11 protein-coding genes are annotated in these 15,942 nt (G+C 71.7%); 7 read left to right on the forward strand and 4 right to left on the reverse strand.

The window, feature by feature from the left end; translation table 11 throughout:
* Positions 1 to 35: 35 nt before the first annotated feature.
* Positions 36 to 404: a competence type IV pilus major pilin ComGC gene (locus ABTY59_RS24840; protein ID WP_352021230.1), complete on the reverse strand. Its 369-nt coding sequence runs from the start codon at positions 402 to 404 to the stop codon at positions 36 to 38.
* A 253-nt stretch (positions 405 to 657) separates the two neighbouring features.
* Here ABTY59_RS24840 and ABTY59_RS24845 point away from each other — a divergent pair, with 253 nt between their 5' ends.
* The 6 genes from ABTY59_RS24845 to ABTY59_RS24870 all read left to right on the forward strand — a co-directional run bounded on the left by ABTY59_RS24845 (position 658) and on the right by ABTY59_RS24870 (position 9,844).
* Positions 658 to 2,499 (forward strand): GspE/PulE family protein, encoded by a 1,842-nt coding sequence (locus tag ABTY59_RS24845; RefSeq protein WP_352021231.1) that lies wholly within the window; start codon positions 658 to 660, stop codon positions 2,497 to 2,499.
* Positions 2,500 to 2,639: 140 nt separating this feature from the next.
* Positions 2,640 to 3,851 (forward strand): type II secretion system F family protein, encoded by a 1,212-nt coding sequence (locus ABTY59_RS24850; RefSeq protein ID WP_352021232.1) that lies wholly within the window; start codon positions 2,640 to 2,642, stop codon positions 3,849 to 3,851.
* Positions 3,848 to 4,282 carry a prepilin-type N-terminal cleavage/methylation domain-containing protein gene (locus ABTY59_RS24855; RefSeq protein ID WP_352021233.1) on the forward strand — a complete coding sequence of 145 codons (435 nt, stop codon included), beginning with the start codon at positions 3,848 to 3,850 and terminating at the stop codon, positions 4,280 to 4,282. The genes ABTY59_RS24850 and ABTY59_RS24855 overlap by 4 nt, the downstream gene beginning before the upstream one ends.
* The gene (locus ABTY59_RS24860; RefSeq protein ID WP_352021234.1) at positions 4,279 to 4,803 is read left to right on the forward strand and encodes a type II secretion system protein; all 525 of its coding nucleotides are present in this window, start codon (positions 4,279 to 4,281) and stop codon (positions 4,801 to 4,803) included. Before ABTY59_RS24855 ends, ABTY59_RS24860 begins: the two co-directional genes overlap by 4 nt.
* Positions 4,800 to 8,735 carry a hypothetical protein gene (locus ABTY59_RS24865; protein ID WP_352021235.1) on the forward strand — a complete coding sequence of 1,312 codons (3,936 nt, stop codon included), beginning with the start codon at positions 4,800 to 4,802 and terminating at the stop codon, positions 8,733 to 8,735. Before ABTY59_RS24860 ends, ABTY59_RS24865 begins: the two co-directional genes overlap by 4 nt.
* Positions 8,732 to 9,844, forward strand: a complete 1,113-nt coding sequence (locus tag ABTY59_RS24870; protein WP_352021236.1) for a type IV pilus twitching motility protein PilT — start codon at positions 8,732 to 8,734, stop codon at positions 9,842 to 9,844. Before ABTY59_RS24865 ends, ABTY59_RS24870 begins: the two co-directional genes overlap by 4 nt.
* 56 nt (positions 9,845 to 9,900) lie before the next feature.
* Here ABTY59_RS24870 and ABTY59_RS24875 read toward each other — a convergent pair whose 3' ends face one another.
* Complete coding sequence (locus tag ABTY59_RS24875; RefSeq protein WP_352021237.1) at positions 9,901 to 12,378, reverse strand: RICIN domain-containing protein; 2,478 nt, start codon at positions 12,376 to 12,378, stop codon at positions 9,901 to 9,903.
* 249 nt (positions 12,379 to 12,627) lie between these two features.
* Here ABTY59_RS24875 and ABTY59_RS24880 point away from each other — a divergent pair, with 249 nt between their 5' ends.
* Complete coding sequence (locus ABTY59_RS24880; protein ID WP_352021238.1) at positions 12,628 to 13,626, forward strand: LacI family DNA-binding transcriptional regulator; 999 nt, start codon at positions 12,628 to 12,630, stop codon at positions 13,624 to 13,626.
* 32 nt (positions 13,627 to 13,658) lie between these two features.
* Here the strand turns inward: ABTY59_RS24880 and ABTY59_RS24885 are convergent, their stop codons facing one another.
* Together ABTY59_RS24885 and ABTY59_RS24890 are read right to left on the reverse strand one after the other, a co-directional pair.
* Positions 13,659 to 14,648: a hypothetical protein gene (locus ABTY59_RS24885; protein ID WP_352021239.1), complete on the reverse strand. Its 990-nt coding sequence runs from the start codon at positions 14,646 to 14,648 to the stop codon at positions 13,659 to 13,661.
* 48 nt (positions 14,649 to 14,696) lie between these two features.
* On the reverse strand, positions 14,697 to 15,869 hold the full coding sequence (locus ABTY59_RS24890) for a hypothetical protein (RefSeq protein ID WP_352021240.1): 1,173 nt from the start codon (positions 15,867 to 15,869) through the stop codon (positions 14,697 to 14,699).
* Positions 15,870 to 15,942: the final 73 nt, after the last annotated feature.

Consider the following 15,942-nt stretch of genomic DNA (forward strand, 5'->3'; position numbering starts at 1 on the left):
GCGCTTGCGCTGCCGCCCGGCACCACCTCCCCGGATCAGGCGCAGGGGCTCGACGCGTCGAGCGGCGTGATCTTGAACGTGTCGCCCACGGGGTTGACGTCGTGCCAGCTGGACACGGCGGACAGGAACCCGCCGTCCGCCAGCTGCTCCATGGTGCCGTACTTGCCCCTGTTGCCGGCCGCGAAGTACGCCTCCTCCGCGGTCTCGATCGTGGCCCGGTCCGCCTTGCATGCCTCGCCCTGGCCCTTGTCGTTGAGGCCTCGGACGGAGAAGACGACGATGGCGGACAGGACGCCGAGGATCACGATGACCACGAGAAGCTCGATGAGCGTGAAGCCGGCGTCCGCCGTCTCGTTCGGCGCGCGCAGGCGACGGCGCGGCGTGACGTGCAGGTATGTGGACATCTTTCTCCATCTACAGCGACCGGTTCAGCGGAACCGAGTACTAGTAACAGCCTGATTAATCAGCGGCAGACTACGCAGCACCCGAGGGACACACAAGAGGCGACTGCGGCAGGTATCGGCGATTCGGTACCGCAGATGACAGCCCCGAGACGTGATGTAGTGTGCAGCTGACTAATCAGCGGCTGACGATTCCGTGGACGTGTTCCCGGCGAACGACGAGCCGTTGCACCGAAGCGCGAAAGGGGTGGGTTCCTTGGCGAATCGCCGACTTCTCCGGCGCCGCGCGGCGACGACCGACCCTGCGGTCGAGGACGTCACGCCGCACGAGGGAGCGGGGAGCCCGGCGCCGTACCCGGTCCCGTCGGGCGAGCCGGTCCAGGGCGATCCGTCCGTCGACGAGCGGACGTCACCCGCGGGAGAGAAGCGCTCGCGGCTGGGTGAACTGCTCGTGCTGCGCGGGGTGCTGACCCCGGCGCAGGTGGACGAGGCGCTCCTGCAGCAGTCGACGTCCGGCAAGCGTCTGGGCGCCCTGCTAATCGAACTCGGCATGGTCGACGAGCGGCCGCTGATCGAGGCGCTGTCGGTGCAACTCGGCGTCCCGGTCGCCGACCTGCGCCAGAGCGAACCCGATCCGGAGGCGGCCGCCCGGGTGCCGGAGGCGCTGGCCCGCTCGCTGGGCGTCGTCGCGGTGCGGCGGTCCGAGGGAACCCTGCTGATCGCGGCGGGTGACCCGGCCGACCCACGCGTGCTCGACGAGGTCGGCCGGGCCGTCGCGCCCGATCAGGTGCGGTGGGCGATCGCGGCTCCCTCGGACATCCGGCGCTCGATCGACAGCGCCTACCGGGCGCTGAGCGGCGTCAGCAGTCTGGTCGAGGCCTTCGAGGCGGCCGAGACCGCCCGCAACGCCCACTCCGGCGCCCGGGTGGTGAGCGAGGACGCGCCGGTCGTGCACCTGGTCAACCTCATGCTGACCCAGGGCCTGCGCGACCGGGCCTCGGACATCCACATCGAACCGCACGGCGACCGGGTCCGCGTCCGGTACCGCATCGACGGCGCGCTGCATGACGTACTGAGCCTTCCGGAGAACATGGGCCCGTCCGTGGTCAGCCGGATCAAGATCATGGCCAACATGAACATCGTCGACCGGCGGCGCCCGCAGGACGGGCAGATCGCCACCGAGATCGACGGCCGGTCGGTCGACATCCGGGTCGCGACCACCCCCACCATCTGGGGCGAGAAGGCCGTGCTGCGACTGCTCGACAGCAACCGCACGCTGTTGCGGCTGGCCGAGCTCGGCATGCCCGCCGCGACCTACGAGCGGTTCTCCTCCCTGCTGCGCTCGCCCTACGGCATGGTCGCCTGCGGCGGACCGACCGGCAGCGGCAAGACGACCACCCTGTACGCCACGCTCGGCGAGCTGAACCAGAGCGAGCGCAACATCACCACCATCGAGGACCCCGTGGAGTACGTGGTCCCGTCGGTCAACCAGATACAGATCAACGAACAGGCGGGCGTCACCTTCGCGACCGGGCTGCGCTCGATCCTCCGGCAGGATCCCGACGTGATCCTGGTCGGCGAGATCCGGGACGCCGAGACGGCACGCATCGCGGTCGAGTCCGCCCTCACCGGCCACTTCGTCCTGTCGTCGATCCACGCCGCCGACGCCTGCTCCGCACTGCACCGCTTCGCCGACATGGGCATCGAACCGTTCCTGATCACCTCCACGGTCTCCGGGGTGGTGAGCCAGCGCCTGGTACGGCGGATCTGCGACCAGTGCCGCGAGCCCCACCGGCCCGGCGTGGACGAACTGGCCTTCTTCGCCAAGGCCGGCGGGTCGACCGACACCGACTTCTGGCAGGGCCGGGGCTGCACCTTCTGCTCCCGGACCGGCTATCAGGAGCGGATCGGCGTCTTCGAACTGCTCGTGATGAGCGACACGGTCAAGCGGCTGCTCGTCGAGAAGGCGTCGATCAGCAGCCTGCGCGAGGCCGCCCGCGAACAGGGCATGGAGAGCCTTCTGGACGGAGGCGTCCGCCTGGTGGAGCAGGGCGTCACGACCATCGCCGAGATCATGGCCGGCGTGTACGTGGCCTAGGCCCGTCCATCACGCCGCGAGCCCGGGCCGACCGCCGCCGGCCCGGCCTGACCGGCAAGCCCCCCGGCGACCGGGTCCATGGACGCCCCACACACACCGACGACACGAACCTCTGACACGGAAACCAGGAGGGCACCGGCATGGCCACCTTCAAGTACGTCGCGGTCGGCCCGGACGGGAGACAGGCCACCGGCGTGCTGGCGGGCTCCAGTGTCGACGGCGTGACCGACAGCCTGACCCGGCAGGGCTACGACGTGCGGTCCGTCAAGGCCGCGGGCCGGAACCTGCTCCAGCTCGAACTCACCGCGGAGAAGGTCGACCTGGTCGAACTGAGCAACTTCTCCCGCCAGATGGCCGCCTTCATCAAGGCCGGCGTCCCCCTCCTGGACGCCTTGGAGATCATCCGCGCCGAGACCAAGGACAAGAAGCTGGGCAAGGTGCTCGTCGACGTCATGGACGCGCTCCGCTTCGGCGAGAGCTTCGCCGGCGCGATGGCCGTCCACACCAAGGCACTCCCCCCGTTCTACACGTCCGTCCTCCGCTCGGCGGAGGCGACCGGTGAACTCGACGTCGTCATGGCCCAGTTGGGCCGATACATCGAGCGGGACGTCGAGGCGCGGCGCACCATCCGCTCCGCCCTGACCTATCCGAGCCTGGTGACGGCCCTGGCCGTCGGCGTCGTACTCGTCCTGGTCGTCTTCGTACTGCCCCGCTTCAAGCTGTTCTTCGAGTCGTTCCACGCCGAACTGCCGCTGCCCACACGGATCCTGCTGGGCTTCACCGACTTCGTCACGGCCTGGTACCCGGTCATCGTCGGCGTGCTCGTCGCGCTCGTCGCGGCGGTGATCGCCGGGCTGCGGACCGAGGGGGGACGGGCCCTGCGCGACCGGTTCCTGCTGGCGATGCCGGTGGTCGGCGACGTGGTCCGCTACATGGTCATCGAACGCTTCTGCCGCATCCTGACCTCGATGATCAAGGCCGGCGTGCCCCTGCCGGAGGCACTGGGCCTGGCCGGCGCGGGCACCAACAACCTGATCTACGAACGGTCCATCGGGAAGGCCCGGGTGGAGATGCTCGAAGGCGGCGGCATCTCGGGGCCGATCGCCCGCACCAGGCTCTTCCCCGGCGCGGTCACCCAGATGATGCGCGTGGGCGAGGAGACCGGAACCCTCGACGACCAGCTCGACAACGTGTCGGACTTCTACGAGAAGGAACTGCAGCACAAACTCAAGCGGCTGACCAGCCTGTTCGAGCCGGCCATCGTGATCATGGTCGGGGTCGTCGTGGGATTCGTGGCCGTCGCCCTCCTCTCGGCGATCTACGGCGTCTACAACCAGGTCGAGGTCCCGTGACCGCCCTGGCACGCCGTCCACGGCTCCCCCGTGGCGAAGAGGGCGAGACACTCGTCGAGGTACTCGTCGCCGTGGTGCTCATGGGCATCGCCTTCGTGACCATCCTCGGGGGCCTCGGCACCGCGATCATCAGCTCGGTCACGCAGCAGAAGGTGACCAGCGCCGACTCGGTCATCCGCAGCGCGGCCGAGAGGATCGTCAGCGCCCCGTACGTGCCCTGCGCCAGGAGCTACGAGACGCCGACGCCGCCGGCCGGGTACACCGTCACCGTCACCGTCGAGTACTGGGACGGAGTGGCGGCGTTCGACCGGGCCTGCCCGCCGGCCGACACGGGGGTGCAGAAGGTGACCCTCACCGTGCACGCCACCGGCCCGCACCCCGTCAGGGACGCGACGCTCGACGTGGTCAAGCGGGAGGCGATGCTGTCATGAGGACGCAACGGACGACCGAGCGCCCGGAGTCGGGGTTCACCCTGACCGAGCTGCTGGTCACCATCGTCATCCTGGGCGTCATCGGGCTCCTGCTGCCCAAGGCCATCCTCCTGGGACTGCGGTTCACCGCGGACACCAAGAGGCGGGTGGCCGCCACCAGCGCGGTGGGCACCCTCAACCGCTACTTCTACGGCGACGTGCAGAGCGCGGACGAGGTCACGACCGACCCCGCGTGCGGCGTCGCCGACGTGATCGTCCAGCTGAGCGGGTCCGGCACCGACGTCGTCTACACCTACGACCGGCCGACCGGCGCCCTCCAGCGGGTGAGGTGTGCCGACGGACGCGCCGTCACCACGCTGCTGGGCCGGTTCGACCCCACCACATCCCCCCGTCCCGTGACTCTGAGCTGCGGTGCCGAGACCTCGTGCGCCTCGCCGATGGAGGTAACGCTGACCGTGCAGAGCGACCCCGCCGTGCCCCCGACGGCCCTCACGGCCGTCCGACGATCGAGCGCGTCATGACCGGCCGCCCGCAGACGCGCCGCCCGCATCCGCCCGGCCCGCGTCCACTCCTCCCCTACCCGCGCCGCCCGCGCGACGACGACGAACAAGGCGCGGTACTCGTCCTGGCGCTGGCCTTCGTCCTCGTCTTCAGCGTGGTCGCCGTGTCGGTCCTGTCCTTCGCCGGCACGGGGCTGAAGGCCGCGAGCGTGTACGTCGACCAGGGCAAGCGCGGATACAGCGCCGACGGGGCCACGCAGCTCGCGATCAAGAACTTCTCGCAGGGCAACCCGTGCGCCGACTACACCGCACCGCCGATCAACGACCGGCGGATGATCGTCCGCTGCGACCCCCTCCACGCGTCTCCGGTGACCACGCGCGCGACCCAACCGCAGGACGCGCTGCGCAGCCTGGGCCGGGCGGAGGGGGACGGCATCCACGTGACCACGCCACGTCTGCGCGTGCAGGGCGGCGTGTTCTCCCACGCAAACATCACCACCGGTGCCGGCGCCTCGATGGTGGTGTCGGGCGACGTGTCCGCCGTCGGCGACTGCTCCCCCGCCGTGTCACAGCCCCGGCTGCCACCGACCCAGACGCCGTACGTGCACGGCTGCGCCGACGACACCCCCTCGGCCCCCGCCGACGAGGTCGTGGGCGCCGACCCGGACTACACCCCGCCCGCCACGGCCGTCCCGGTCCGGCGGACGGTCCCCGCGTGCCCCGGCCCCGGTTCCTGGCTGGTGCGGTTGCAGCCCGGCTACTACGACGACGCCCTCGCCCTCACCCGTCTCACCGGTGGGGCCTGCCCCCGGGTCGTCGTGTGGCTGCAGCCGGGTGTCTACGCCTTCGACTTCACCTTCGCCGGCGGCACGGCGGTCTGGACGGTCGACGACCCCACGGTCAGCGTGGTCGGCGGTACGCAGGCGGGCTGGGACCCCGAGGCCCCCACCCGGCCGACCGTCCCCGAGCGGGGCGGTTGCGCCGCGACGCGGCCCGAAGGCGTCCAGGTCATGATGGGCGGCGGCAGCCGGCTCCAGGTCGACCGTGGACACGTGGAGCTGTGCGCCCCGGTGACCCCGGACGCGCAGCAGGTCGCGGTGTACGGGGTCCGGCCGCCGAAGCCCTCGCACACCCTGACGCCGACGGCGGTGGTCACGAACACCGGATTCGCCAACCCGGCCCAGGCCCTGACCAGCGGCGAACGGCCGACCCTGCCCGGGTGCCCCCAGCCGACGGGCACCGCGGGCTGCACGGCCGACGCCCTCCTCGACCCGACGCGACGTCGCTCGGCCTCGACCCAGCTCGCCGGCTTCACCCCGCGCGTACCGCCCGGCTCGGTCATCACCGGCGCGACGCTCCGTGTCAGGCACGCGGACGAAGGCGACCTGACCGCCCCCGGCGCGGTGAAGATCAGCACCGCCGTCGGCGGGGAGACCTGCCGCACCGACGACCTGCCGCGGCACACGGCGCTCGCCGTGGACCCCCCGATCGACCTGCTGGGCGCCTGCGGGCTCACCGACCCGGCCCGTCTGGCCGGCCTGACCGTGACGTACACCGCCTCCCTGGACGCGGACGGCGCCACCGCCACGGAACGTCTCGACGGCATCCGGCTGGAGGTCGCCTACCGCACGCCGACCACGTTCAAGCCGACCTCCGTGACCGCGTCGACCGGCTTCACCGCCCCCGACAACGCCCTGGAGATCGGCGAACAGCCGACCCCGTCGGTGGCCGGCGCCGATCTGACGACGGCGGCCCCGTCCGCGTCGACCACCCTGGCCGGGTTCGGCCGGCCGCCGTTGCCGCCGGGGTCGACGGTCCACTCCGCCGTCCTGCGGGTGGCCCATCGGGAGACCGGCGACGCGGCTGCGCCCAGGATCGACGTCACCCCCGCGGGCGGAGGCGGCGGTTGTACGAAGGTGCCGCTCACCGCGCGGGACGCTCTCGGCGACGACCGCGTCGACCTGAAGGCATGCGGCATCACCGACGCCGCCCAGCTGACCGGACTGACCGTGACCTACACCGCCGGGCTGGGCGAGGACGGCGCCACCGGCGCCGACTCCCTGGACGGCGCCTGGCTCGAAGTCGTCCACGACCCGCCGCCGCCCCGGCCGGCGACGAGCGCGGAGTCGACGACGTTCCTCCCCGCGGCCGCCGCCAGGACGATCGACGGCGCCGACACGGCCCGCGCCGCGCTCGACGCGGTCACCACGCCGACCGCCGCCATCGACCTCGGCGGCTACGACACGCCCGCGGTGCCGCCCGGCTCGGACCTGGACGGGGCGCTGCTCCACATCGCCCACCGCGAGGATCCCGGGGCTCCCGGAGGACCGCCGCCGACGGTCGCGGTCGCCCTGACCGGGCCCGGGCTGCCCGGCTCCTGCACCGCCCCGAGGAAGCTCGCCGCGCGCCAGGGCGCGCTGACCACCGACACCCTGGACCTGGTCGCCGCCTGCGGGCTGACCGACCCCGCCCGACTGGCCGGCCTGGTCGTGACGTACACCGCCGCCCTGGGCGCCGGCGGCACCACCGGTACCGCTCGGCTCGACGGCGTCACCCTGGAACTGGACTACCGCCCGCCGGTCTCGGTACGGCCCACCACGGCGATCAGCACCGCGACGCCCACCGCCGCGGCGTTCCTCGACCCGAGGAACGCGCAGGCGATCGACGGCACCACGACCTCGGCCGCGGCGCTCGCCACCGTCACCCCGTCGGCGTCGATCCGGCTCGGCACGTTCGCGATGCCGCCGCTGCCGCCGGGGTCGGTGATCGACACGGTGCTGCTGCGCGTGTCGCACCAGGACGACGACACCACTCCGGCACCGCCCGCGCCGACGGACCCGCCCCCACCCACGGACCCGCCCACACCCACGGAGCCGACGCCCCCGACGGAGCCACCGCCGCCGGCGAAACCGCCCACGGCCACGCTGACCGTGTCCGGCACCGGTACGGCCTGCGACGCGCGACACGCCCTCGCCGCCCGTCCAGGAGCCCTCGGCGTCGACGTGGTCGACCTCCGCGCCTGTGGGGTGACGCAGGACGACCAGGTGGCCGGGCTCGCCGTCGACTACGCGGTGGAGCTGGGCACGGGCAGTACCGGCGCCACCGGCCGGCTCGACGGCGTCGAGTTCGACATCGTGTTCCGGGCCCCGTCCCTCAGGGCCCTGTCCGGCTGCCTCACCGCGGGCAACCGGTGCGCGGTGCTGAAGTCCACCGACGACGCCGACACGGCCACCGATCACAGCCGTCTGGTGATCAACGGCACCGTCTACGCGCCGACCGCAGCCGTCGACCTGTCGATGGGCCAGGTCGGCTCCCAGGTCGTCACCCGCGGCATCATCGCCCGGACCATCGACCTCGGCATCAGCCCCGCCACCCGCTACCTCCGTCCGGTGATCGGAATCCCACCGGAGCCGGTGCTGTTCACGACCTATCCGGCCGTGATCGCCACACCGGCGTCGGTCACCGCGACCACCGGGTTCACGACCCCGGCTCCCGGCGCGCCCGTCGACGTCACGGACGCCACCCTCCCCGGCGGTGGCCGGGCGTCCCTCACCTGGGGCGGCTACGCCCCGCCGGCCTCGGCGGCGACCGGACCGCTCGACCACGTCGTCCTGCAGGTGACGCACCACGACGACGGCGACGTGGAGTCCGTGAGGCTGTCGGTGGACTTCACCGGGAGCACCTGCACCGGTGCCACCTCACTGGACGTGCCGGTCCGTCGCGGATCGAGCGGCCCGGTGACCGACCGGATCGACCTGGCACCGTGCGGCCTGACCAGGGCCTCCCAGCTGGCCGGGCTGACCGTCACCTACCGCGTGACCGCCGGGAGCGGCGGCGCGACCGAGCGTCTCGGCGGCACCCGGATCGACCTGTTGTCCGGACCGCTCGTCCGGGCCGCCGTGTCCTTCGACGGCCACACCGGCACCGTCAAGCAGTGGACGGTCCTGCCATGAGCGAGCACAGCACCGAGGAGACCACCATGTCCGGGCCGAGTTCCGCGACCATCGACCACCTGCTGGGCGAGCTGTGGGAGCGGGGCGGCAGCGACCTGCTGCTCAGCGCCGGTTCGGCGCCGTTCCTCCGCGTCGACGGCGCCCTGCGGCCGGTCGAGGGCGCCGCACTGACCGAAGCGGAGGTCGATCGGCTGGTGACCGGGGTGCTGGGCGAGGACCTCACGGAGCGGTTCCGCCGGGAGAAGCAGGTCGATTTCGCGTTCAGCTGGGGGGAGAAGGCCAGGCTGCGCGGGAACGCCTTCGTGCAGCGCGGCGCGTCGGCGCTGGCGCTGCGGATCATCCCGTTCGCCGTGCCGTCCGCCGAGCAGCTCGGGCTCCCCCCGGTCGTCATCGGGTGGGCGGGCATGCCGCGCGGATTCGTGCTGGTCACCGGGCCGACCGGCTCGGGCAAGTCGACGAGCCTCGCGGCGCTCCTCGACCACGTCAACACGCACCGGCCGGTGCACATCCTCACGATCGAGGATCCGATCGAGTACCTGCACCGGCACAAGCGCTCGGCGGTCAGCCAGCGCGAGGTCGGCACCGACACCGACTCGTTCCCGGCCGCGCTGCGCTCCGCCCTGCGGGAGGATCCCGATGTCCTGCTGCTCGGCGAGATGCGCGACCCGGAGAGCATCTCCGCGGCGCTGACCATCGCCGAGACCGGGCACCTGGTGTTCGCCACCCTGCACACCAACGACACGTCGCAGACGCTGGACCGCATCGTCGACGTGTTCCCCGCCGAGCAACAGCCGCAGATCCGGCTCCAGTTGGCGCACACCTTGGTCGGCATCCTCAACCAGACCCTCATTCCGCGGATCGGCGGGGGCCGCGTGGCCGCCTTCGAGGTGCTCGTGGGCACGTCGGCGATCCGCAACCTGATCCGCGAGGGAAAGTCCCGCCAGATCCGCAACATGATCTCGACCGGTCACCGTGACGGCATGCGGACCCTGGAGACCGGCATCAACGCTCTCGTCGGGGCGGGCGTCATCGCGTACGAGGAGGCCGTGCTGCACACCGCCCACCCGGAGGACATCGTGCGGCCCCCCGTCCCGGCCGGCCGCACCTGACCGTCCGGTGGACGCCGGACGGGGGGGTGGTGGGCCGGCTCAGGCTGGTGTGGGTGTCAGGTGACGGTCCACTGCTGGAGGGTCGTGCCGGTGTCGGCCTGCTGGGTGACGAGCGCTCCGTCGGCGGAGGAGGCGGTGGTCAGGAGCAGCCCGCTCGCCGCCGAGGCGACGGTGTGGCTGCCGTTCGTCCGGCGGGTGAGGGTCCAGCGCTGGCTGGACCCTCCGGTGCAGGTCGCTTGGGTGATCCGGGCCCCCGCGGTGGTGGAGCCGTTGTCGACGGTGGTGCAGAGGCCCGACTCGACGTTCTTGAGTTCGTAGGCGCCGTCGGTCAGCAGGGTGAGGGCCCAGCTCTGGTTCGCCCCGCCGTTGGGCGTCCAGGTGATGAGCTGGGTGCCGCTCGTGGTGCTGTGGTCGGGGTCGTCGAGTGCCTTCCCGGCGGCGGTCAGCCTGTGGGTGCCGTTGAGCGCGGACACGCTCCAGGTGAACGTCGCCGTGCCGGTGGCGGTGCCGGAGGACGCCGTGACGGTGACGTTCGTCGCGCCGGTTGTGGTCGGGGTGCCGGAGACGAGGCCGCCGGAGCTGATGGTGAGACCGGCGGGGAGGCCGGTCGCCGTGAACGTGAGCGGCTTGTGCGCGGAGTCGGCTGCCGTGAGCTGCAGGGACACCGCCCGGTTCGGGGTGCCGGCCTGGTTGCCCGGGTTGTCGACGGTCACCGTCTCGGGGGCCTGCGCGGTGGGGGTCAGCGTCAGGGTCTGCTCGCCGGCCGTCCGGGTCCCGCCGACGGCGTTGCCGGTGGTGTTGGTCCAGCTGCGGGTCGGCGTGGTCTCGGCGAGGCGGGTGGAGTCGGCGGAGAGACCGATGACGAGGCCGCTGTACCGGTTGACGATCTTGTACGTGCCGGTCGGGGTGCCGTCGGCGGGCGAGGTGCCGCGGATGACGAACCACTGCTGTCCGACGGTGGGTCCACCGGTGCCCGCGGCGGTCACCGTGGGCTTGGTGCCCCAGGCGCGGGTGCTCGGGGAGGTGGCGCCCACGCCCAGGAGCTGCCCGGTGGAGGAGTTGGCGATGCGGTAGGAGCCGTCGCCGTTGGAGTCGAAGGTCCACGACTCCAGGCCGGAGCCCGTGGCGGTGGCGAGGGAGGTCGTCGAGGAGCTGCCGGAGACCTGGGCCAGGATCCGTCCGCCCGCGCTGGAGATGCGGTACGCCTGGGACGTGTCGACCGGCGCGTCCGGTGCCGACGTGTCGATCGCCAGGTTGACGTACTCGCCGCTGCTGCCCTTGGAGCAGCCGAAGGAGCAGTACGAGCGGAAGTTCCTGCCGACGATGGTGGAGCTGGTCTTGTTGCCGCCGTCCAGGAACCAGCGGTACCAGGACGCGTTCCTGTGGCTGCCGGTGTCGCCGAGGCGGAACCACTTCTGGGTGGTCAGATCGGCGGTGGCGTAGATCTCCTGCGGCGCGTTCCCGCTCTGGTCGACCGCCTGAGGTTCGCCGATGTACAGGCCCAGGTGGGCGTTGTAGGTGATGTCCATGACGAACAGCGGCGAGGTCGGGGGCATGAGGCCGGCGGCGACCTGCTGGCTCACGGTGCCGCTGTTGGCGGGGGCGTACTCCTTGGCCGGCGGGGTGTAGCCGGTGGTGCTGCCGGAGCCGACCGGGACCATGTTGCTCTCACGGCCTCCGGTTCCGGGCTCCGACCAGGCGCCGGCGTACCACTTCTGCCAGGAGCCGGGCGCCATCTTCGCGGAGATCGGGGCCCTGGCCACGTGGCTGTAGAACGCGGCCCAGCTGCCTCCCTTGTTCACGATCCGGGAGCCGTAGAACGCGTAGAAGTAGCCGGAGCCGGTGTCGACGAACAGCCGCTGGTCGCCGTCGCCGTAGTCGTACGTCTGCTGGGGGAAGGCCGTGGTGTCGCCGCGCTTCGTGCTGTAGGGCGAGGTGATCACATGGTCCTTGATCGTCCACGTCCGGCCCTGGTTCCTGGAGACGGCGTAGTCGATGGCGTCGAAGTGCAGGCCGTCGCCGAAGGGTTGCGGGGTGAACTCGTTGTGGACGAGGCCGTACCAGTCCCCGGTGTCCGGGTCGACCCAGACGCCCGCGAGGTCGCAGTAGTTGCGGTGGGCGTACCCCGACCCGGCGGGCGCCTGAGTGGCCGTCAGGCCGGTCGGACTGTTGTTGCAGCGCCAGGTCGTGTCGTTGTTGCGGTCGCTGGAGTTGGCCGGGTCGACCGCGTCGCTGATCGCACCGGACCGGGTGGCGGTGTCGAGGTTCGTCCCGCTGAAGAAGCTCCAGCTGCGGCCGTCCGCCGCGCCGTACAGCGCGTGTGCCTGCTGGAAGTAGAACGTGCCGTCCTTGTCGATGTACGTACCGGCCGGCGTGTCGTCCGGTGTGGTCCAGGAGCCCTTGGCGCCGACGGTGACGGTGTACGAGGCGGCGGCCGGGGCCGCGGACGCCGTGGGCGTCAGCGCGGTGCCGGCGGTGGCGAGCAGCGCGGCCGCGGCGAGTGCGGCTGCCCTTCTGCGTGGAGGAGTGGTCACGGATACTCCCTGCTCGGAGGAGTTGACTGAGGGGGGTCTTCGATGTGCAGCCGTCCGATGGGGTGGACCGTACGGCTCATTTGACCGGTAAAACAAGGGCTTCGGACCGGAAACTTCTGCCATCCGGACAGCGCACGCGCAGGCAGCCCTCCGGGCCGCCGCCCCCGCCCCGCAGGGACCTTCCTTGACCGCCCCTCATGGCACGGATACGTTGCGAAGCCCTTCTGATCGGCGAAGTCGAGGTGGGCGATGGTGACGATGCAGGACGTGGCGGAGCGCGCCGGCGTCACCAAGCAGACCGTCTCCAACGTCATTTCCGGCCGCGTGCCGGTACGCCCCGCCACGGAGGCCCGGGTACGCGCCGCCATCGCCGACCTCGGCTACGTCCCGAACCTGGTGGCCCGCTCCCTGGCCACCGGCAGCACGCGCGCGGTGGGCCTCATCGTCCCGACCGTGTCCACGGCGTTCTACGCGGAGGTCGTCGAGGAGGTGGAGGACGTGCTCGACGCGCACGGCTACCACCTGCTGCTGTGCACCACGCGCAGGGACGGCGAGCGGGCCCGACGGCATCTGGCCGGGCTGACCAGCCGCTCGGTCGACGCGCTCCTCGTCGCCGGCGACCAGGGACTGACCGACCACCTGCCGCTGTTGTCCCGCGAACGCTTCCCCGTCGCCCTGTGCGCCTGGGAGACGACGGCGCCCGCCGGGTTCCCCGTCGTCACCGTCGACTACGAACACGGCGGCCACCTCGCCGGCCGTCATCTGCGCGAACTGGGCCACGAGCGGGTGGCCGTGCTCGCCAGCCCCGCCCACACCGTACGCGTGGACGGCTTCCGCCGCGCCTTCGCCGAGGACGGCCTGGACGTCCCGGACGGCGCCGTGCACATGGCTCCGGAGCCTTCGTTCAGCGGCGGTGTCGCGGCAGCGGCGGCGGCCCTGGCCGCCGACCCCTCGCTGACCGCGCTCTTCGCCACGCATGACGTGCTCGCGGTCGGGGCCCTGGAAGCGGCCCGTGACGCGGGACGCTCGATCCCGGGCGACCTGTCGGTGGTGGCGCACGACGACACCACGGAGGGCCTGCTCACCCGCCCCACGCTCACCAGCGTCGCCCTGCCCACCCGGGCGATGGCCCGCGAGGCCGTCGAGTTGCTGCTGGCCGCGGTCGGCGGCTCGCCACCGCCCGGCCGTCGACGACGCCTCCTGCTCCCCCGCCTGATGCCACGCGACAGCACGGGCCCCACCCACTGACCCCGACGCACCGCCCGCCAACGCACGCGGACTCAGCCTTTGCCCGGGCGGTCGTGAGTGGGTTTTCTCTTCAGTTCTCGCTTCTTCCTGTCGCCTTCGATCTCCATGACGTTCCAGGGGCCGGAGACGACCGAGGGGACCTCGCCGGAGATCACCGAGGAGAGCGGGTGGCCGTCCTCGTCGTAGACCGTCACGACGTCCATGAGCTGCCAGAAGAAGTTGAGCTCGGAGTAGTCGCCGAGGTTCTGGTAGGTGCTGGAGACGAAGGACGTCGTCTCCGTCGACACGGTGAGTTGCTGGCTGGTGGTGGACGACTCGCTCAGGGAGGCGGAGACGGACGCGCTGAACGGGCCCCATCCCGCGCTCGCGCTCACGCCGACGGACGCGTTCGTGGTCTCGGCGTCCGAACTGCTCTCCTGCATGCCCTGCGAGACGGTGTAGTTGACGGTTCTCGACTCGCCCGGCGCCAGGCTGTAGGACTCCCCCGTGCAGTGCCAGAACTGTTCACGGGTGACGGCCACGCCGAGCCCGACCTGTTCGTCCCCGAACACGGTCACCGGGGTACGGGACGTGGTGCCGTGCTGGACGAGACCGGTGGCCAGCAGGACGCTCGGTCCGTCCTGCGGGATGAGCATGTCCGCGCTCGGCTCGGGGATCGGTCCGATGTCGTTCGGGTCGAGCAGGTCTGACCCGGAGAAGGTGAGGGTGCTCTTGCCCCCGGGGTTCCGCAGGACCGCCGCGAAGGCTCCGGAGTAGTGGGACTTGGCCAGCCAGTAGCTGTCGGCCCAGCAGTCACCGGTGATCACGACGTTGTCGCCGTCGGGCCCCATGACGAGGCCCGGCAGTCCCGCGACCCAGTTCCCGTCGGCGTCCGGCCCGCACAGGTCACCCGACTCGTCGACGGAGAAGAGGTCGAGGGGGATCGAGAGGTCGTTGATGACCAGGACCGAGGCCCTGGCCTTCCTGGGGGGCGAGACGAGGGACCCGTCGAGGGCCCGCAGATAGTCGTCGTTCATGCGCATGATGAGCTCCGATCACCCGCCGCGCACCCACGCGCGCGGCACAGCCCCTCAGAACTCGGGCTCGTCGGTGAGGTAGTAGAGGCGCGGTCCCCGCTCCGTGTGGATGAGGGCCAGCGGCCCCTGCGGGGCCACTTGGGCGGCGGCCGGAAGTTTCAGGTCTGCGGTCAGGTCCCACCACAGCCAGTCCGACTCCGGCCCCCGCCACAGGGCGAGGTGACCGTCCTCGCCGAGGTAGGACACCCAGGGGCGGTGGTCGGTGCCCGCCGCGCAGGCGACGGAGCTGTGGGCGGCCACCACCGGACGGGCTCCCTCACGGGTCGTGTGGATCTCCTGGGTGTTCCAGCCGGACCCGCCCTTCGCCCACAGCGGTGCGGATTCCCTGCCCCACAGGGCGACTCCCTCCACGGGGCCTGCGGTCGGTGCGGCCGAGAGGGGGCTTCCGTCCTTGAGCTGTCCGACCCCCTTCCAGCCGAGGTTCTGCCACTGCCATCCGTTCTCGCCCTCGCCCCCGAAGCCCAGCATCTCGATGAGGTTGTCGTCGGTGTTCGTGTAGTAGATGCGCCGGTGGTCGTAGCCCCACCCCACCGCGGTCAGCCCGCTGAGCGGGGAGGCCGCGGGGAGCCGCGCGTAGGCGGTGAGATCGGTGATCCTGGTCGCCGGCTGCCCGAAGCCCTCCACCTCGATGACGTGGTCGCGCTTGTCGAGGAAGTAGAGGAACCGGCCCCTGCCGTTCTGCAGCGCGGCCAGCGCGCTCTTCGCCGGGACCTTGGGGATGCGGCGCTTCACCATGAAGCTCCAGGTGCCCCTGGCCTTCATGACGACCAACTGGCCGTCCTCCTCCACGTAATAGAGCATCATCGTCCTGGAGCGCGTCCCGGCGAGGGCGAACGGGCTGTTCCACGCGGCCACGGGCACGCCGACGCGGCTGGTGAGGTTCTTGAAGGCCCAGGAGGTCCCGTCGGTCCTCAGCTCGATGATGGCGCCGTCGGTGTCCGCGTAGTAGACGGACCGGTCGTCCTGTCCCCAACCGTCGGCGACGAGGCCGCTGGTCAGGGCCGGGAAGGGAGCGGGTCTCAGGATGCCGCGTCCCTCGTCGCCGGCCGCGGCGATGTTGAGGTTGGTCCAGTGGAACGTGCCGTCCGGCTCCCGGGCCACTTCGATGACCGCCGTGTAGCCTCCGCCCGGCATCACACCTGTGGGGCGGGCACCCGCTGTCACCATGATTCCCTCCAGCTGTCGGGTGGGGCATCCGCCCCTGCGCGGTGGTGTGCCGCCGTGCGATCGACCTGTCCGG

This window comes from Streptomyces sp. NPDC096079, assembly GCF_040303145.1.
Classification (GTDB): domain Bacteria; phylum Actinomycetota; class Actinomycetes; order Streptomycetales; family Streptomycetaceae; genus Streptomyces.